The following is an 18,671-nucleotide window of genomic DNA, read 5'->3' on the forward strand; positions in this document are numbered from 1 at the left end:
CTATGAAAACTAAGCAAATCGACATCGTAGTTCCGTGTTATAACGAATCGGGAAATATTTCGGTATTATATGAAGCGATACAGAAGGTTTTTTCTGAAAAATCTCTTGAAAACTACACATATAATCTGATATTTGTGAATGATGGAAGCTCCGATGACTCATTAGAGATATTGCAAAGACTGAGCAATCAGTATGAAAATGTGAAATACATATCCTTCTCGCGTAATTTTGGACATCAACTGGCTGTAAAAGCAGGTCTTGATGCTGCAATGGGCGATGCAGTTATCTCAATGGATGCCGATTTGCAACATCCACCAGCACTAATCCCTGAACTTGTCAAAAAATGGGAAGAAGGAAACCAAGTAGTAGCTACAATTCGAGAGTATGCCCCCAATGCAGCCAATAAAATCAAAAAATCATCTAAATATTTTTATAAAATACTGAATTTAATTTCTGATATTGAAATAAAAGATGGTGCAGCGGACTTTCGTTTGCTTGATAAATCTGTAATATCGGTAATTCGGTCAATGGATGAGAACGAACCTTTCCTTAGAGGAATGATACCTTGGGCTGGATTTAAACAAATTTACATTCCTTATATTGCACAAAAAAGACATTCGGGCGAAACGAAATACACATTGAAGAAAATGCTACATTTAGCACTTGCAGGAGTTACTGCATTTAGTGTAAAGCCTTTGTATTTTGCTGTATATTTAGGTTTTGCCTTTTCAATTCTGTCTATTTTGTATGTTCCTTATGTAATTTTTTCTTTTATAAACGGAACAGAAATATCAGGTTGGGCATCACTTATTATGACGATTGTTTTTTTTGGAGGATTACAACTTATAATTCTTGGAATAATCGGAATTTATATCGGAAAAATATTCAAACAGACTAAAAATAGACCAAATTATATCATACAAGAAAGAAAATTATAAGTAATTTGATAAAAAATGTATGTAATTGAAAAAATAATCAATGTAATTAAATAAAAATATATTGAAAAATACTATAAATTTGTTGTAATTGAATAAAAAATATTTGCAATAGATAAAAAATGATATGAAGTATAATAAAAATATTGTGAAATATAATAAAAATTAAGTGTAATTCATAATCAATATATTTCAATTAAATAAAAATAAAATACATTTTCAAAGTGAAAAAATATAGGTTCATAAAAATTTTAAAAAATAAATCGTAAAAAATTTGTTTATTAAAATAAAAATATGTAATTTAGCCTCGAATATTTCTATAACCAAATTAATTGTATTATTATGAAAGTTTCAAATAATTTAAAAAAGGAAAATTACACAGCAGTAGCTGAATTTATGTTGGTAAGTTTTGAGCGAGATTTGTCAGAATTTACAAAAAGTTTTAAAACGATAGATGAAGAGTATTTATCGAAGTTCAAAAGTGCAATAACCGATGCTAAAAGTCTCGGTTCGGCAATGGCAATTCAGGCAGAACAGAAAAATGTTACTAAAAAGCTATATGAATATGCTGACCAGCTCAAAGATATGATTGCATTTTTGAAACGATATGCCGAAAAAGCCAATTTGGAAACAACAATACTCGGTCGGATAGCTACATCGCTTCGTGCAAAGAATATAGAAAAGTCCGTAATCGATACAAGGGCTGCGCTACCTTATTTTATAGAAAATAAAGATAAGATGACTGATATGCCTGAAGGTTTTTTAGATAAAATAGAACCTATAATTGACAATTTTGAGAAGCTGAATATTTCTCAAAACTCGCTAATGAACCAACGAAAACAAATAACCAGCGAAAGTAAAGATGTATATCAAAAGCTGTACGTGTACATTAGCGAAATAGCCGATATGGGCAAGATGATTTATAAGCAAAGCACCAAAAAAGATGAATACACGATTTCAAAAATCCTTTCGCGTATGAGCTATACGGATAAAAAGAAAGAAGTGAAAGCAGAAATGCCTAAAAAAGAAGCGTAATAGTTTTTTTATTATAGATATATTACTTCTATATAGGTAAAATTAGCTAAAAAATTCAGAAAATATCTGGAAAAATTGTTATTATGTTAAAAAAATTGAATTTATAATGATATATCTTTCGTTTGATATAGAAGAATTCGATATGCCTAAGGAATACGGCTATGAAATTGACTTTCAAAGGCAAATAGCTATATCTCGAGAGGGTACAATAGCTATTTTGGATTTGTTAAAGAAGCATAAAGTTAAGGCAACTTTCTTTTCTACGGTTGTTTTTGCTCAAAATTGTCCTGATTTGATAGAACGACTTTTGGAAGAAGGACACGAATTGGCTTCACATACATATTATCATTCCGAATTTGAAATTTCACATCTGAAAGAATCGAAAGAAGCCTTAGAAAAGCAATTCCAAACCGAAGTAAAAGGACTCCGAATGCCGAGAATGGCGGAAATAGCTTCCGAAGATGTAAAAAAAGCAGGGTATATGTATAATTCATCTGTTAATCCGACTGTTTTACCTGGGAGATATAACAAAATAGGAGTGTCAAAATGTATTTTTTGGGAGAGAGAACTCTTACAAATTCCTGCGGGAGTAAGTCCATTGATGCGAATACCTCTTTTTTGGTTGTCATTTCATAATTTTCCGCAGTGGTTTTATCATTATTTGCTCAAACGAACTGTAAAATATCGGAAATACGCTACTTTATATTTTCATCCTTGGGAATTTACGGATTTACATCACAAAGAATTCAATTTCCCGAGTTATGTAATGAAAAACACGGGAGAAAAGATGATAGAACGCTTCGACAAGCTACTGAAATTCATCAATGAAAATCAGTGGAATACAAGATTGTATCGCGATTTTTTAGAAAAAACCTAAAAATAGTTGATTGAGTTAAAAGAATTTCGAATTAAATAATAATAATAAAAATTATGACAACAATAACGAATATCAATCAATTAGATATGGACGGCATTTATTCGTATGCTGACTATCTACTTTGGAAGTTTGAAGAACGAGTAGAACTTATTAAAGGAAAAATATTTAAAATGTCGCCTGAACCCAGTAGAAGACATCAAGAAGTTTCGGGGAATTTATTTGGAGAAATACATAATGTATTCAAGGGACATAAATGTAAATTATATGCTGCTCCATTCGATGTTCGTTTACCGATGTTGGCTTCCTCTCCTTTGGAGAGGACGGTAGGAGAGGATAAAATTCTTACCGTAGTTCAGCCAGACCTTTGCGTGGTGTGCGATTTGAACAAACTTGATGAGAAAGGCTGTATCGGAGCTCCGGACTTGATAATAGAAATACTTTCACCGAGCAATTCTAAAAAAGAATTAAAAAACAAATTTGATTTATACGAAGAATCGGGTGTGAAAGAGTATTGGATTGTTTATCCTAATGAAGAAAATTTGTATATCAATGTATTAGAAAATGGAAAATACAAAACATCAAGACCTATAATTGATGGTTATGTTACTTCAATTGTTTTTCCTGATTTGAAAATACATACTTCAGATATTTTTAGATAGATTATGGATAAGCAAATGCAATAGAGTACTTTTGAAATAGAAAAATTAAAATAGTGAAAGATGAATTTTTTTAAAAAAATATTTTCTTCGGAAAAGAAAGAAACCTTAGATAAGGGATTAGAGAAATCAAAAACAAGTTTTTTTGATAAATTAGGACGTGCAATAGCAGGAAAATCTAAAGTAGATGATGATGTATTGGACGAACTTGAAGGGGTATTGGTAAGTAGCGATGTCGGAGTTAGTACAACGCTAAAAATAATTGACCGAATACAAGAACGGGTTTCCAAAGATAAATATTTGGGAACAAGCGAACTTAATAAAATCCTTCGAGAAGAAATTGCAGGACTTTTATCCGAAACAAAAAGTGGTGAAGATACCGATTTTGTTATTCCAACCGATAAAAAACCATATGTAATAATGGTTGTAGGCGTTAATGGTGCTGGAAAAACAACAACAATTGGCAAATTAGCTTATCAATTTAAGAAAAAAGGATACAAAGTAGTGCTTGGAGCTGCCGATACGTTTCGTGCAGCAGCTATAGACCAGCTTCAAGTATGGGCAGAACGCGTACAAGTACCTATAATAAAACAACAGATAGGCAGCGATCCAGCATCGGTGGCGTATGATACACTATCATCTGCTGTAGCACAGAACGCCGATGTAGTGATAATCGATACCGCAGGACGTTTACACAACAAAATTAACCTGATGAACGAACTTACGAAAGTAAAACGCGTAATGCAAAAGGTGATAATAGACGCTCCACACGATGTACTATTAGTTTTAGATGGTTCAACAGGGCAAAATGCTTTTGAACAAGCCAAACAATTTACCAAAGCGACTGAAGTAACAGCTTTAGCCGTTACCAAATTGGACGGAACAGCCAAAGGAGGCGTTGTAATAGGCATTTCAGACGAGTTTCAAATCCCCGTAAAATATATAGGAATAGGCGAGGGGATAGAACATCTGCAAGTATTTAATAAATACGAATTTGTAGATTCATTTTTTAAAGACTAAATCGCTGAAAAAGAACGAAAAATATATAGAACAAAAAAATTAGTTAATAAATAAAAAAATAAAAATATGAACTTTTTAAAAAATATTTTAGCATCAATTATCGGAGTTATGATAGCCATAGGCATTTTCTTTTTCTTGCTAATCGTATTTATTTCATTGGCAGGTTCAGGTATGGAAAGCAAAATTTCGGTAAAAGACAATAGCATTTTGGTATTAAATTTTGAAGAAAAAGTAAATGATTTTGCTCAAAAAGTAATTATTGAAGATTTCGACTTCGATGACCAAGATTATAATGGATTAAATTTGATTATCAAAGCAATACAATACGCCAAAACAGATGATAAGATAAAAGGAATTTCTATAAAATCAGCAGAAGGTATTCAAGGATATGCACAACTGAAAGAACTTCGTGATGCCGTTGCCGATTTTAAGAACTCCGGTAAGTTTATATATTCATTCAATCAACAAGATATGATTTCGCAACGAGACTACTACTTACAAAGTGTTGCAGATTCGATATTTATAGGTGTAACAAGTCAAATAATGTTACAAGGATTGGGCGCTAATGTCAATTATTACAAAGATTTTCAAGAGAAAATCGGAATAAAAATGGAAGTATTCAGACACGGGAAATACAAAAGCGCTGTAGAACCTTATCTTGATAACAAAATGAGTGATGCCAATCGAGAACAAATAACAGAACGCCTTTTATCTATCTGGAACAACTATACCGAAACCATTCAAAAGAGCAGAAATATATCAAAAGAGAAACTTAATCAGATAGCAGATAGCCTTGGAGGGAGAACACCTAAGTTAGCGCTTCAAAACAAGTTAATCGATGGGGTGCGATACAGAGACCAATATGAGAAATTGCTTTGCAAATCAACAAAAACCGATAAAGTAAAAGATTTGAACTTCATCTCAATTGAAAAATACACCGAAGCTGTAGCACAAAAACTCAAAAATGAAAAGAAAAAAGACCAACGTATTGCTGTAATTTATGCCGAAGGAACAATTGTTTCAGGAAAATCAGATTCAAATGTCGTTGGAGATGAAACAATTATTGAAGCACTAAGAGAAGCACGAGAAGAAGAAAAGGTAAAAGCCATTATATTACGTATCAATTCGCCCGGAGGAAGTGCATTAGCTTCGGAACTAATTCATAGAGAAATAGAACTTACCAAAAAAGAAAAACCCGTATATGTATCAATGAGTAATTTGGCTGCATCGGGTGGGTATTACATTGCATGTAATGCAAATCGTATTTTTGCAGATGCCGAAACCATTACAGGTTCTATCGGAGTGTTTATGACCATACCCAATGTTGCTGCACTATCCGAAAAAATTGGTATAACGAACGAACAAGTAGGTACAAATCGATATTCAACGGGTATTTATCGAGGATATAATATAGAAGAAGTTACTTCACCCGAAGTAACCAAACTCATAACCGAAGGAATAGAAGAATTTTACAATACATTTGTACAACGAGTAGCCGAAGGACGTAAAATGTCCCCAGAAGCAGTCAATGAAATAGCACAAGGACGTGTATGGACTGGTACAGATGCACTCAAAAATGGACTAATTGATGAAATAGGTTCTTTACAAGATGTTCTATCGTATGTAGCCAAAGAACATAATATAAAAGAATATTCAACCAATGTTTATCCTGTCTTTAAACTTAATTTTAAAGAATTATTGAAGAAAAAATCTCCTTTTTCAATCAATACAGAAGAAATTATAAGCAATGAAATAGGAAAAGAAGCTTACAAAACACTCAAAAAAATTCAACAAATGGGACAAATAGAAGGATTACAAGCCCGTTTACCATATGATATAGAAATAAAATAAAATAGATAGATTGTAAGAGAGTATAAACTTCGCTAGTAAGTGTGTATGAAAGGAATTGTTTACAAATCAACAGGTAGTTGGTACGTGGTCAAAGGCGAAAATGGACTATTTTACGAATGTCGAATAAAAGGAAAATTCAGAATACAAGGTATAAAGAATACGAATCCCATTGCAGTAGGTGATTTTGTTTTGTTTGAATTAGAAAAAAAAAGTGCAATAGAGCAGGGAGTTATCTATGATATTTTGCCGAGAACGAACTATATCATTCGTCGTTCGGTAAATCTCTCCAAACAAACGCATATCATCGCATCGAATATAGATTGCGCATTCTTGGTAGTTACATTGAACAATCCGCCTACGCATACCTTATTCATAGACCGATTTTTGGCTACCGCCGAAGCATACTCGATACCTACGGTGCTGTTATTTAACAAAATAGATACGTACAATCCCGATGAACTTGTTGAAATTAAATATCTGGCAGCAATGTATCGACAAATAGGATACAAATGTATTGGTATATCGGCTACAACAGGCAAAAATATTGATCAAGTAAAAGAACTAATGAGAGAAAAAACCTCTCTTATTTCAGGACATTCGGGTGTAGGCAAATCAACGCTTATCAATGCTATTTCACCAGCACTTAATTTGCGTACAGCAGCCATTTCAGAACAACATATGCAAGGACAACATACAACAACCTTTGCCGAAATGTTCGATTTAGACTTTCAAGGACGTATAATTGACACACCAGGTATAAAAGGATTTGGTATCGTTGATATACAAAAAGAAGAAGTAAGTGATTTCTTCCCCGAATTCTTTGCACTAAAAAATCAATGTAAATTTAACAATTGCTTACATATTGATGAACCACATTGTGCCGTAAAACAAGCTCTTGAAAATGATGAACTATGGTGGAGTCGCTATCGAAGTTATTTGCAAATACTTAGTGGAGAAGACCAACCATATCGACAAGACCCCAATGTTAAAAATCAATAATGATATAGGGCAATAATTTTTAATTCTACAAAAGAAATAGCTATTTTTTTCTTCTATAACAAAAAAAAGATTGTTAAATAAGAAGAAAATGTGATATAATTCAATATTTTTGAACTCAAATAAAATAAATCACTTGGCTAATTCATTTTTTTGTAATAAATTTGTTTCTTAGTATGAGTTTAGTTCGATTATATATAAAAGGAATATCATATAGCCAAACGCAAGGTAGTACGTATGCTCTTATTTTGAGTGAAATGAACTCAAAACTACACCTGCCTATTATTGTTGCAGCTTTGGAAGCACATGCAATAGCCGTTGCATTAAATAAAGAAGAAAAAAAACAACCACAACTAACACACGATTTGCTCAAAAACATTGTTGATACGTTTCAAATACATATCAAACAAGTTATTATACACAAATTTTCTGAAGGAATTTTCTATACAACTATGATATGCGAACGTCAAGGTGAAGAACATTACATTGAAGCACGACCAAGTGATGCGATTGCTTTGGCTATTCGTTTTCAAGCGCCAATATTTACATACAAAGATATATTGAGCCAAGCAGGAGTTGTATTAGCATTTGATAATCAAGATGAAATACAACAAAAAGATACTAAATCTGATTCTTTTGACAAAAAAGAATGGAAAAGCTATCTTACAGATGAACTAAAATCACTTCTAAACGAAGCATTACAAAAAGAAAATTACGAAATAGCAGCTCAAATAAGAGACGAAATAACTCGACGTAAAACAATATAATCGTATGAAAACTAAATTAGTAACATGGCTCTTTATCATAGGAGCTGTATTGACAACTTCGGCACAAAGTATTGAAAAAAAATGGACGTGGAATCAAGAAAATTATCTTGAATTTAATCAAGGTAATTATAAACTCATTATCCCACAAGATTCTATAAACGACACCGGGAATTATATAGAACAAAATAAGTTTTTAGTGTTATTTCCTCAACAAAAAACAACATCAATCCCGCTCAATATCCAATCTTTGACCGATAGTACACTACATTTTTCATTAAATGGAAAAGAAATCTTAGCAATAGCACAAAAAGAACTTAAAAAAATTCCACAAAATGCAGAAAATACATTAAAGCCCAGTGTAGGTCTGACTTTATCGGGTGTTATTCGAGGTATTGTAGGTATGATAGCACTACTACTTATTGCATATCTTTTCAGTAGCAATCGAAAACGAATAAATTGGAAAACAGTCGGTATAGGACTTTCTTTACAACTGCTTTTAGCCATCGGAGTACTACGAATATCTTGGGTACAATGGATTTTTGAAAAAGTAGGAAGTGTTTTTGTTCTTATTTTGGACTTTACCCGAGCGGGAAGCGAATTCTTACTTGGAGGATTGCTCGATACATCTACCTTCGGATTTATTTTTGTATTTCAAATACTTCCAACAATTATTTTCTTTTCGGCATTAACTTCTTTATTATTTTATTTTGGAGTGATACAAGTTATTGTAAAAGGATTAGCTTGGGTACTGACTCGTTTTCTGGGTATTTCAGGAGCTGAAAGCCTTTCGGTAGCAGGTAATATATTCTTAGGACAAACCGAAGCCCCTTTGATGATTAAAGCCTATTTAGCCAAAATGAATAAAAGTGAAATTCTATTGGTTATGGTAGGAGGTATGGCAACTGTAGCCGGAGGTGTATTGGCTTCATACATTGGTTTTTTAGGTGGAGATGACCCTGCAATGCGATTAGAATTTGCCAAACACTTATTAGCGGCTTCTGTAATGGCTGCACCAGGAGCAATCGTTGTTTCCAAAATGTTATATCCGCAGACAGAAAAGATTGAATCAAAAATAGAAGTATCGCAGGAACAAATAGGGGCTAATGTATTAGATGTTATAGCAAGTGGAACAACCGAAGGGCTTAAACTTGCAGCTAATGTTGGAGCAATGTTGCTCGTTTTTGTAGCGATGATAGCTATGGTTAATTATATTTTCGGTTGGGTAGGCGATCTTACTTATCTGAATGGAGTTATAGCATCACATACACCTTATGATAAGTTTTCTTTAGAGATGTTTTTAGGCACTATTTTTTCCCCGTTAATGTGGATTATTGGAGTGGCTCAAGAAGATATGATGCTTATGGGACAATTATTGGGAGTAAAATTAGCTTCATCAGAGTTTGTAGGTTATACACAATTAGCTGTACTGAAAGATGCAGCAAATCCGATTCATTTTACGTACCAAAAATCAGTTATTATGGCAACATATATGCTTTGTGGATTTGCTAATTTTGCTTCTATTGGAATACAAATAGGAGGAATAGGCTCGCTTGCTCCTTCACAACGAAAAACTCTTTCCGAATTTGGAATTAAAGCTGTTTTGGGAGGAACATTAGCTTCATTATTATCGGCAACTATCGCTGGAATGATTATTGGGTAAAGGCATTTTTACTGAATTATACTACAAAAATAAATTATGAAATAACAAAAAAATAGTTTTACCATTTCATTACATATGAAAAAATATTTTATTTTTGATATGGATGGGGTTTTAGTAGATAGCGAACCTATTCATTATCAAGTAATGAGCATAGTTTTTGATAGGTTACAACTCAGTTTATCTGAAAAATATAGACATACACTTACAGGAATGGCTGGAATACCTATGTGGTCTAAGATTGTTAAAGATTGTCATTTACCAAAATCTCCATCTGAATATCTGGATTTTCATAGAGATATTTTCTTCGAAGAGTTACCTAATAAAAATATTCCTGAAGTGAAAGGAGTAAAAGATCTATTATTTTGCCTTAAAGAAAATGATTACAAATTAGCTTTGGCTTCTTCTTCAACAATGAAATTGATAGATATTTTTACAGAACAATTACAGATAAAATCTTATTTTGATACGATTGTAAGTGGAGAAAATTTGCAACGAAGCAAACCATTTCCCGATATTTTTCTAAAAGTAGCGGAAAATTTCAATACTGCACCAGAATCTTGTATTGTATTGGAAGACAGTACCAATGGTGTTCTTGCTGCCAAAAGTGCAGGAATGACCTGTATTGGTTTTGCAAATCCTAATTCTGGTAAACAAGACCTCTCCAAAGCTGATGTAATTGTAAAATCAATGGACGAAATTACTTCTGAAATGTTAAGGACTATTTGATATTACAATTCGATTATTAAGTATTATAAATTCATTTTTGTTAAAAAATTATTCCGCTCTGCCAGTCTTAAAATGTCTCTGAAAACCCCACGAGCTGTAACAGCCGCTACAGATACTACAACCCAAGTACTGGAGCATACATAAGCCAAGACCCGATAGGACTGGCAGGGAATAACCCAACATTGTACGGGTATGTCCACGACCCGAACAGTTGGATTGATGTATTTGGGTTAGAAGAAAATGTAACAACCCCTATTAGTGAATTACGTTCAGCAGGGTTAAAAGATGCACACCATGTAATCCAAGATGCAGCAGTAAGAGATTTGCCAGGATATGATACAAATAAAGCTCCAGGAGTTCAATTAGAAGGTCCCTCTACAAAAGTTGGTAGTCCTCACTATAATGCAACACAAGCTCAAAGAGTATCAGGAGGAGGAACATATGGTGCTAAAAGAAGAATTGGATATAGAGCATTAAGAGAAGCAGGTTTTACACGTGAGCAAACACGGGCAGCGATTTTTGAAGCGGATAAATATTTTGAATCTATCGGCGTTACAAAAGAAACTGTAACACGAAAACCGGGAAATAGAAGAAAGAATGGATGTGATTAAATTTGTTAATATGAAATTACAACTTAAGCATTTTGAATCAATAATAAAGGAAATAGTATACAATATTTCTGTTAATAATTACGAAGCCATTAAGCTTAATAGGCAAAACGGCAGAGTTGATATAGATGATTTGAGAAGAGTAATTAAAAAATATGGTTCTATTATAGTTCCATTACCAGACGAAGCGTTTACAAAGGCCGAAATTTATGATGTAAAAGATGAAAATAGACTTGATGTTTATATCCCTTTATGGACAAAAGAAGAAGGTAGAAGTGATTTGACATTATCAGTATCCTGTTATATTACCAATGAAATGGCAAAAGTCGAAATTAATGATTTAAGGGTTTTATAGGATAACGTGTTCTATATGAAAGGTAATGCTCCGGCTTGAGAGTTCTGATTGTAACAATCAGATAACCGGTTGTAAGTTTTACGTACGATGCTTTTGGCAGACGTATAAGCAAAAGCTACGGCAACCGCGAATTTTTGTATATTTGGGACGGCAATGTACCGTTACACGAAATAAAAAAGGAGGGCAAACAGGAAGATGAAATAACAACGTGGGTGTTCGAAGGCTTTACCCCGACGACAAAGCTTGTAAACGGTAAATCGTACAGTATTATAAGTGATTACTTGGGAACACCTTTACAGGCAATAGACAGCGAAGGAAAACTAATTTGGGAACGAGAGCTTGATATTTACGGTAGAGTCCGTAAAGAAAAAGGTGAAAAGGGTTTTTGTAATATGCTTTATCAAGGTCAATACCTTGATATTGAGACTGAACTGGTGTATAATTACAAGCGTTATTACAGTCAAGAGACAGGTGCTTATATATCGCAAGACCCGATAGGGTTAAACAGTAGAGTGTATAATCTCTATTCTTATGTGTCTGATTCTAATTCAATTATAGATGTATGTCGGTTGGATTGTAAAAATCATGTAGATTCTGATTTTAAAAATGGAGCTTCATTTTTGATTACAGGCGATAATTATGAAAGATTCATTAAAGGTAAGAAAATAATAAGCAGAGCAGATGGACAATTTGTAGCTCCCGCTAGCCAAATAAACGATTTGATAACAAAAGCAAACGGAGGTATTTTTGTAATAGAAAAAGCATTAGGTATTCTAAAAGGAGATTGGCAAAATGTAGTCAAAAATTGAAATAAACCTCCTGATAAGGATTCGATTATAGAAATGGAAAAACTAACAAATATATAAGAATAATGGATAAGATTGAAGAATAGATAAAAAATGATTCTGGTATTTTTGGGAAAATAATATCGGTTGTTTGTCCCGTTTTTGGAATATGCCTGATTGTAGGTGCTGTCAAAGATTAGGATTGGCTGTATGCTGCCGATAAGCATTATCAGAATAACTGGGGAATGGGACAAGTAAGCCGTTATTTGGGGCGTGGTAACGCCCGCATAATAGGAGGAGTGGGTGGTATAATATTTATTGTTATAGGTTGTATTTTAATTTATGGTGCTTTTTTCAAAACGAATGCATAAAGAGCGATATAAAAACTTGGCTTGAATACTATGAAAGCATTATGAAGCCGTTTTTTGAGGATTGTTTAGCCCCTAAAACTACATAATATCGCTGAGCATCAATAGGTTTTCCATAATCAACAGCTTTATTCCTCCAACCCTTATTGCCCATTATTTGCGAATTGCCTGTAAGTGCGTGATTGATCACAACAAGCAGTGCAGTACCAAGTTTTTGCCCAAAAATCTGATACTGCAAGCGTATTTTTTATAATATTTCCCCGAAAGAGTCGAAAAATCGGAAATATCTATGTATGAAAGCTTTGTTTTATTAAGGTCTGAATTGAATAAAATTATATTTTTTAAAAAATTAGTATTTAATTATTAAATATCTATATTATAATATTTTTATAAAATATTTTTGTATTTGCAATAATTGGTATTATTGTTTATTTAGGTTATAATAGTAAAAAATAGATAAAAATACTATGTTTTTTATATTATAAAAATTTTTTCTTTATTTTTTATTATATATAATAAAATATTATATTTATTGGAAATGTATTTATAGAGGCCATGAATTAATAGTTTATTGTGTATTTTTGTAAAAAATATTTTAATGATATGAAATTGTTATTAGCACTTGTTTTTACTTTTTTTTTGATGGCTTGTAATACTACAAAATCAGCATATTCGATTGATATTTGTGTGAAAAATAAAAAAATACACTGCGGAGATACTATTCTTATTTCTGTAAAAAATCAAAAAATGTTACTGGAAAATCCTTTTTTAAAAATAAATGGAAATAAACTTATTGAAACAGAAAAAGGGTATATTATTTCTACTGAAAAATTAGGAGAACATTTTATTGAATTATTAGTTGATAATCAGGTTGTTGCTCGTGAAAAAGTAATTATTTATGCTTCTTTTCCACCTAAGTTATATACGTATCGTATTATAAATCAATATCCGCATGATATATCATATTATACACAAGGTTTTGAATTTCAGGGAGATACACTTTATGAAAGTACAGGGTTGAAGGGAAAATCTTTGATTGTTAAAATGAATCCTTTTTCACGAAAAATTTATCAGAAAAAAAGTCTTGAATCGCGTTATTTTGGCGAAGGAATTACTGTTTTGAATGATAAATTATATCAACTCACTTGGCAGGAAGGAATAGGTTTTGTCTATAATACAAAAGATTTGAATAAAATAAAAGAATTTGTTTACCGAAAAAGTAAAGAAGGTTGGGGACTTTGTAACGATACAAAACGAATTTATAAAAGTGATGGGAGTAAATATATTTGGATTTTAAATCCTGAAACACTTGTTGAAGAAGAAAAGCTAACTATTTGTTCTGACCAATCAACTTTTTCTCAAGCCAATGAATTGGAATATGTAGAGGGAATTATCTATATGAATATGTATGCCAAAGATGAAATAATGATGATTGATGCCCAATCGGGGGCTGTTGTAGGAATTGTTGATATGAAGGGAATAAAAGAAAAACTAACTCAACATGCTGAAATAGATGTACTTAATGGAATTGCATATCATCAAAAACGAAAAACATTTTTCATTACAGGGAAGAATTGGGATAAAATTTTTGAAGTTGTTTTTGAAATTAAAAATAATTGGAGATAGAATATATTCTCTTATACTAAAGATTTTAAAGAAGTTTTTCTAAAATAAAAAAAATTGTTATTTTTGCCTTTCGATTTTCACTTCAAAATCGGTATAAACCATATAATATAAATGATTTCTACGATTTTATTTATTTTACTACTGACCATAAGCGTTGGATTATTTGTACAAAATAGTAAAAAATTGTTACGTAATATTCGATTGGGACAATCTGTACAGATATTAGGTACTCGTTCAGAGCGTTTTCGACGTATGCTTTGGTTGGCATTTGGACAAGGTAAAATGACCATTCGACCTATTGCAGGTATACTTCATATTGTGGTGTATTTTGGTTTTTTGGTTGTTAATCTGGAAATGATCGAAATTATTTTAGATGGAATAATAGGTACTCACCGAATTTTCAAATTTTTTGGTGGATTTTATACATTTCTTATCACGAGTTTTGAGATTTTAGCCTTGTTGGTAATTATTTCAGTAACTATCCTTTGGATTCGTCGTAACTTATTGAAAATAAGTCGTTTTCAAAAAAAAGAATTACGTGGTTTTGCCCAAAAAGACGCCAATATAATTCTTTATTTTGAAGCTATTCTGATGGGACTTTTTCTATTGATGAATGCCTCAGATTTACAATTACAACAATTAGGAATCTATCCTACGATAGGAAAATTTCCTATAAGCCAATATGTAAGTTTTCTATTTACGAATATGTCGCCAAAAGTTATTTTTCTGATAGAAAGAGCTTGTTGGTGGTTACATATTATTGGAGTTTGTGTCTTTCTAAATTATTTATATTATTCAAAGCATTTGCATATTTTGTTAGCATTTCCTTATACTTTTTTTACTTCAATAAAGCCAAAAGGTCAGTTGGATAATTTAGAATCAGTAACAAAAGAAGTAAAATTGATGCTTGACCCTACGGTAAATCCTTTTGAACAATCTGTTGATAATGAGCAACTTCCTGCTAAATTTGGTGCATCTGACGCCATAGACCTTTCGTGGGTTCAAATTTTGGGAGCTTATACTTGTACTGAATGTGGACGCTGTACCGACGAATGTCCTGCTAATATGACAGGTAAATTACTTTCTCCGAGAAAAATAATGATGGATACTCGTGATCGTATTGAGGAAATTGCAAAAAACATTGACAAAAATGGAAGTTTTGTTCCTGATGGAAAACAATTACTCAATGACTATATTACACCCGAAGAATTATGGGCATGTACTACGTGCAATGCCTGTGTTGAAGCCTGCCCGATAGAATTAAATCCACTTTCAATAATAATGGATATGAGGCGTTATTTGGTTATGGAGAAATCGGCAGCGCCAGCACCTCTTAATACAATGATGATATGCTTGGAAAATAATGTAGCTCCTTGGGCATATAATCCTTCCGATCGAATGAAGGTATTTGATGAATAAAAAATATAATTTACTGAATTTCAGCACTTAATCCTCCATTTAGAAGAGCTGCACAACGAGGTTCTAAATCTTCATATGAACCTGATTTGACACAACATTTTCCTTTGTAATGGACAATCATAGCACATTGTTCTGCCTGTTCGGGAGAGTGATCGCAAATAGAAATCAGCATATCAATTACATAATCGAACGTGTTGACATCATCATTGAATAAAATAATTTTGTGTTCGTACTCTTGTGCAGGCAAGGTTTCTACATCATATTCTTCTTGTTCTTGATAGTTCATTTTTGTAATTTTAAAGGACAAAAATAGAATATTTTTATAATTGTACAAAATATTTTTGAAGCAGGAAGATTTTTTCTTCAAAAAATGTATTTTTGCAAAAGAAAATTGATATTATGCGCTTAAAACCATTTAATACAACCTTAGCAATCATTACATTAGCGATTATTGTTGGAATAGTTTTTCAAGATAATTTACATCTTACATTCTCCATAATTGTATCTCTTATGGGAGTGAGTATTCTGGCAGGAGTTTTACTCTTTTTTCGATTTGAAAAAATAGCTTTTTTGGGCGTATTCTTAATGTCTTTTTGTTTAGGAATGCTTATATATGCCATTCATTATCAGCCTAATAATAAAAATCATTACATTCAAAAATTACAATCGAATCAGTTTTATACACTTAAGGGTAAAATAATTGAAATCAAAGATAAAAAAGCAATAATTGATTTACAAAACTTCGATAATCAGAAAGTTACAGGAAAAGTACAACTTTCTTTTTCAGATACACTTTCAATAGAAAATTTAGGCAAATCTCTTTTATTTCGTACGAAATTAAATCCTATATCAAAAGTTAAAAATCCGTATCAGTTTGATTATCAGAAATATATGTCTCGGCAAAATATTTTTTGGGCAGGCTATGTTACAGATTTTCAGATATTTCCTGCAACAGATTTTTCTTTAAGAATTTTTGCTACTCGTTTGCAAAATAAAGTAGCCTCTTCGTTAAATAATTATCCCTTTTCAGTTGAAAGTCAGGGAATTATAAAGGCTTTGTTATTAGGTATTCGCCAAGATGTGTCAGAGGAAATCTATCAGCAATACATTGATGCAGGTGCCGTACATATTTTGGCCATTTCGGGGCTTCATATCGGAATTATTGCGATGATTTTATCATATATACTTCATTTTATTTTCCGAAATAAAAAATATAATGTACTTATTCTTAGTGTTTTAATTATATTTTTATGGGCGTATGCACTACTTACAGGGTTATCGGCTTCGGTAGTGAGAGCCGTTACGATGTTTAGTTTTCTAAGTGTTGCTTTGGAATTGAAGAAATACCAAGGAGTATATGATAATCTGATAGCTTCTATTTTTATTTTATTGATTATCAATCCTTTATATTTATATGATGTAGGTTTTCAACTCAGTTATTTAGCAGTTTTTTCAATAATGACATTTCTACCTATTTTTAATCGGTGGTGGTTTCCTGAAAATAAAATAATTAGATTTTTTTATGGTATTTTAGTAGTAAGTTTTTCTGCACAAATAGGAGTTTTGCCTATAAGTTTGTATTATTTTCATCAGTTTCCAAGTTTATTTTTTATTACTAACTTGTTTGTATTACCTTTTTTAGGAATTATTTTAGGCGTAGGAATTTTGGTTATTACATTAGCTTCATTGAATATACTTCCATCATTTTTGGTTATTGGATATGATTTTTTAATTCGACAGATGAATGGTGTTATAGGCTTTGTATCATCTTTTAATGACTTTATTTTCAGACAGATATATTTTGATGAAAAGATGTTAGCTATAGCTTTTACAGGAATTATTTTATTGGCATTCTGGTTACATTTTAAGAAAATTCAGTTTTTGTACGGAATGTTAGGAAGTATTTTTATTTTTCAAGCAATTCTTTTTTATAATAAATATGAAATAGAAAAAACAGCTGAACTTATTGTTTTTCAACAATATAACACTACTTTGTTAGGAGTAAGGCAAGGGGAAAAAATGTCTTTTTTCTATGGTGAAAAGGATAAGCTCCCTCAGAAATATATAACAAATTTTACAACTCAAAAAAATATAAAAAATATTGATTATCAGAAAATTACAAATGTATTTTCTTTTAAAGGAAAAATTTTTGTAGTTTTAGATGGCATTTGGTATATTGATAATTCTTTTGCGAAAATAGATTACCTGATTTTGCGAAATTCTCCAAAAATTCATTTAGATAAATTGTTACAACTAATTCGACCTCAGGTTATTATAGCTGACGGGAGCAATACCCCATGGCTTACAGAAATATGGAAGAAAACTTGTGAAAAGAAAAATATCCCTTTTCACTTTACAGGCGAGAAGGGATATTTTCAAGTAAAAAGTAACTAATCTTTAAATGTACCTTTAAAATTCTTCAAATATGAGTCGTATTCAGCTTGGGTTTTGACTTTTAAATAAGTATCGTCTCCCAGGAGTTTTATCATTGGTTCGAGTTGAGTAGCTGTATAGTAACCAGTTATCGGAAATAAGACTTCTCCTTTTTCATTGAGAATAATCATAGTAGGATATGCTCTAATTCCCAATGCTCCAGCAAATTCGTGTGGAGAATTACGTGTATTAGCTTTGGCAGGGTCATATTGTGGATTTTTGTAAGTTCTATTTTGGTAAGTAACTTCTTCATTTCCTTCTCCATTAAATTTTACGGCATAGAACTTATCATTGATATATTTGGCAACATCTTTGTTTTGAAATGTATTTTTTTCTAACATTTTACAAGGACCACACCATTCGGTATATACATCAATAAATATTTTTTTTGGATTTTTCTTTTGAGCAACAAGCGCTTGATTTAGCGACATCCATTTGATTTCTTGTGCAGAAGCTACTCCCACCCAAAGAAATAGCATAGTGATAAATAATCTTTTCATTCAAATAATTTTTTTAAGTTAAAAATATACTAACAAAAACTATGCCAGAGATAA

Annotated in this window: 19 protein-coding genes and 2 pseudogenes; 18 read left to right on the forward strand and 3 right to left on the reverse strand. The window is 31.8% G+C overall.

Annotated features, from left to right (window positions below):
• Positions 1 to 2: 2 nt before the first annotated feature.
• The 15 genes and pseudogenes from OO775_RS12750 (at position 3) to OO775_RS12815 (ending at position 12,642) form a co-directional block, all read left to right on the forward strand.
• Positions 3 to 938: a glycosyltransferase family 2 protein gene (locus tag OO775_RS12750; protein ID WP_264847596.1), complete on the forward strand. Its 936-nt coding sequence runs from the start codon at positions 3 to 5 to the stop codon at positions 936 to 938.
• Between the two features lie 339 nt (positions 939 to 1,277).
• Positions 1,278 to 1,970: a hypothetical protein gene (locus OO775_RS12755; RefSeq protein WP_264847597.1), complete on the forward strand. Its 693-nt coding sequence runs from the start codon at positions 1,278 to 1,280 to the stop codon at positions 1,968 to 1,970.
• A gap of 106 nt (positions 1,971 to 2,076) precedes the next feature.
• Positions 2,077 to 2,847: a polysaccharide deacetylase family protein gene (locus OO775_RS12760; protein WP_264847598.1), complete on the forward strand. Its 771-nt coding sequence runs from the start codon at positions 2,077 to 2,079 to the stop codon at positions 2,845 to 2,847.
• Positions 2,848 to 2,900: 53 nt separating this feature from the next.
• Positions 2,901 to 3,506, forward strand: a complete 606-nt coding sequence (locus OO775_RS12765) for a Uma2 family endonuclease (protein WP_264847605.1) — start codon at positions 2,901 to 2,903, stop codon at positions 3,504 to 3,506.
• Positions 3,507 to 3,566: 60 nt separating this feature from the next.
• Positions 3,567 to 4,523 (forward strand): signal recognition particle-docking protein FtsY, encoded by a 957-nt coding sequence (gene ftsY, locus OO775_RS12770; protein WP_264847606.1) that lies wholly within the window; start codon positions 3,567 to 3,569, stop codon positions 4,521 to 4,523.
• Between the two features lie 66 nt (positions 4,524 to 4,589).
• Positions 4,590 to 6,374 carry a signal peptide peptidase SppA gene (gene sppA, locus OO775_RS12775; protein WP_264847607.1) on the forward strand — a complete coding sequence of 595 codons (1,785 nt, stop codon included), beginning with the start codon at positions 4,590 to 4,592 and terminating at the stop codon, positions 6,372 to 6,374.
• A 45-nt stretch (positions 6,375 to 6,419) separates the two neighbouring features.
• On the forward strand, positions 6,420 to 7,373 hold the full coding sequence (gene rsgA, locus OO775_RS12780) for a ribosome small subunit-dependent GTPase A (RefSeq protein ID WP_264847609.1): 954 nt from the start codon (positions 6,420 to 6,422) through the stop codon (positions 7,371 to 7,373).
• Between the two features lie 173 nt (positions 7,374 to 7,546).
• Positions 7,547 to 8,137 (forward strand): bifunctional nuclease family protein, encoded by a 591-nt coding sequence (locus OO775_RS12785; protein WP_264847610.1) that lies wholly within the window; start codon positions 7,547 to 7,549, stop codon positions 8,135 to 8,137.
• Between the two features lie 4 nt (positions 8,138 to 8,141).
• Entirely contained in the window at positions 8,142 to 9,797 is a 1,656-nt protein-coding gene (locus OO775_RS12790; RefSeq protein ID WP_264847612.1) for a NupC/NupG family nucleoside CNT transporter, read from the forward strand.
• Between the two features lie 75 nt (positions 9,798 to 9,872).
• Positions 9,873 to 10,523 carry an HAD family hydrolase gene (locus tag OO775_RS12795; protein WP_264847614.1) on the forward strand — a complete coding sequence of 217 codons (651 nt, stop codon included), beginning with the start codon at positions 9,873 to 9,875 and terminating at the stop codon, positions 10,521 to 10,523.
• Positions 10,524 to 10,633: 110 nt separating this feature from the next.
• Positions 10,634 to 10,744 (forward strand): annotated as a pseudogene (locus OO775_RS14215) (RHS repeat-associated core domain-containing protein); the annotation flags it as partial.
• Complete coding sequence (locus OO775_RS12800; protein ID WP_507762580.1) at positions 10,739 to 11,134, forward strand: hypothetical protein; 396 nt, start codon at positions 10,739 to 10,741, stop codon at positions 11,132 to 11,134. The pseudogene OO775_RS14215 and the gene OO775_RS12800, both read left to right, overlap by 6 nt.
• A gap of 10 nt (positions 11,135 to 11,144) precedes the next feature.
• On the forward strand, positions 11,145 to 11,486 hold the full coding sequence (locus OO775_RS12805) for a DUF7668 domain-containing protein (protein ID WP_264847616.1): 342 nt from the start codon (positions 11,145 to 11,147) through the stop codon (positions 11,484 to 11,486).
• Between the two features lie 83 nt (positions 11,487 to 11,569).
• A pseudogene (locus tag OO775_RS12810) lies at positions 11,570 to 12,295 on the forward strand (RHS repeat domain-containing protein); the annotation flags it as partial.
• 221 nt (positions 12,296 to 12,516) lie between these two features.
• Complete coding sequence (locus OO775_RS12815; RefSeq protein ID WP_264847619.1) at positions 12,517 to 12,642, forward strand: hypothetical protein; 126 nt, start codon at positions 12,517 to 12,519, stop codon at positions 12,640 to 12,642.
• Positions 12,643 to 12,670: 28 nt separating this feature from the next.
• Here the strand turns inward: OO775_RS12815 and OO775_RS12820 are convergent, their stop codons facing one another.
• On the reverse strand, positions 12,671 to 12,877 hold the full coding sequence (locus OO775_RS12820) for a hypothetical protein (protein WP_264847621.1): 207 nt from the start codon (positions 12,875 to 12,877) through the stop codon (positions 12,671 to 12,673).
• 365 nt (positions 12,878 to 13,242) lie between these two features.
• On the opposite strand from OO775_RS12820, the gene OO775_RS12825 reads away from it, so the two are divergent.
• Positions 13,243 to 14,265: a glutaminyl-peptide cyclotransferase gene (locus OO775_RS12825; RefSeq protein WP_264847623.1), complete on the forward strand. Its 1,023-nt coding sequence runs from the start codon at positions 13,243 to 13,245 to the stop codon at positions 14,263 to 14,265.
• Between the two features lie 111 nt (positions 14,266 to 14,376).
• A complete protein-coding gene (locus OO775_RS12830) occupies positions 14,377 to 15,684 on the forward strand; it encodes a 4Fe-4S dicluster domain-containing protein (protein ID WP_264847624.1) in 1,308 nt (435 codons plus the stop codon).
• 10 nt (positions 15,685 to 15,694) lie between these two features.
• On the opposite strand, the gene OO775_RS12835 is transcribed toward OO775_RS12830, so the two are convergent.
• Complete coding sequence (locus OO775_RS12835) at positions 15,695 to 15,970, reverse strand: ATP-dependent Clp protease adaptor ClpS (RefSeq protein WP_264847625.1); 276 nt, start codon at positions 15,968 to 15,970, stop codon at positions 15,695 to 15,697.
• 92 nt (positions 15,971 to 16,062) lie between these two features.
• Here OO775_RS12835 and OO775_RS12840 point away from each other — a divergent pair, with 92 nt between their 5' ends.
• Positions 16,063 to 18,078 (forward strand): ComEC/Rec2 family competence protein, encoded by a 2,016-nt coding sequence (locus OO775_RS12840; RefSeq protein WP_264847626.1) that lies wholly within the window; start codon positions 16,063 to 16,065, stop codon positions 18,076 to 18,078.
• Here OO775_RS12840 and OO775_RS12845 read toward each other — a convergent pair.
• Positions 18,075 to 18,617 (reverse strand): thioredoxin family protein, encoded by a 543-nt coding sequence (locus OO775_RS12845; protein ID WP_264847628.1) that lies wholly within the window; start codon positions 18,615 to 18,617, stop codon positions 18,075 to 18,077. The genes OO775_RS12840 and OO775_RS12845 overlap by 4 nt on opposite strands.
• Positions 18,618 to 18,671: the final 54 nt, after the last annotated feature.

The organism is Capnocytophaga catalasegens (assembly GCF_026005215.1).
Lineage (GTDB): Bacteria > Bacteroidota > Bacteroidia > Flavobacteriales > Flavobacteriaceae > Capnocytophaga > Capnocytophaga catalasegens.

Coding starts and splice junctions, on each gene's coding strand:
- OO775_RS12785 (WP_264847610.1), top strand. CDS start 7,547: ATGAGTTTAGTTCGATTATATATAAAAGGAATATCATATAGCCAAACG.
- sppA (WP_264847607.1), top strand. CDS start 4,590: ATGAACTTTTTAAAAAATATTTTAGCATCAATTATCGGAGTTATGATA.
- OO775_RS12755 (WP_264847597.1), top strand. CDS start 1,278: ATGAAAGTTTCAAATAATTTAAAAAAGGAAAATTACACAGCAGTAGCT.
- OO775_RS12795 (WP_264847614.1), top strand. CDS start 9,873: ATGAAAAAATATTTTATTTTTGATATGGATGGGGTTTTAGTAGATAGC.
- OO775_RS12835 (WP_264847625.1), bottom strand. CDS start 15,970: ATGAACTATCAAGAACAAGAAGAATATGATGTAGAAACCTTGCCTGCA.
- OO775_RS12765 (WP_264847605.1), top strand. CDS start 2,901: ATGACAACAATAACGAATATCAATCAATTAGATATGGACGGCATTTAT.
- OO775_RS12760 (WP_264847598.1), top strand. CDS start 2,077: ATGATATATCTTTCGTTTGATATAGAAGAATTCGATATGCCTAAGGAA.
- OO775_RS12830 (WP_264847624.1), top strand. CDS start 14,377: ATGATTTCTACGATTTTATTTATTTTACTACTGACCATAAGCGTTGGA.
- OO775_RS12805 (WP_264847616.1), top strand. CDS start 11,145: ATGAAATTACAACTTAAGCATTTTGAATCAATAATAAAGGAAATAGTA.
- OO775_RS12845 (WP_264847628.1), bottom strand. CDS start 18,617: ATGAAAAGATTATTTATCACTATGCTATTTCTTTGGGTGGGAGTAGCT.
- rsgA (WP_264847609.1), top strand. CDS start 6,420: ATGAAAGGAATTGTTTACAAATCAACAGGTAGTTGGTACGTGGTCAAA.
- OO775_RS12790 (WP_264847612.1), top strand. CDS start 8,142: ATGAAAACTAAATTAGTAACATGGCTCTTTATCATAGGAGCTGTATTG.
- ftsY (WP_264847606.1), top strand. CDS start 3,567: ATGAATTTTTTTAAAAAAATATTTTCTTCGGAAAAGAAAGAAACCTTA.
- OO775_RS12750 (WP_264847596.1), top strand. CDS start 3: ATGAAAACTAAGCAAATCGACATCGTAGTTCCGTGTTATAACGAATCG.
- OO775_RS12825 (WP_264847623.1), top strand. CDS start 13,243: ATGAAATTGTTATTAGCACTTGTTTTTACTTTTTTTTTGATGGCTTGT.
- OO775_RS12815 (WP_264847619.1), top strand. CDS start 12,517: ATGGGACAAGTAAGCCGTTATTTGGGGCGTGGTAACGCCCGCATAATA.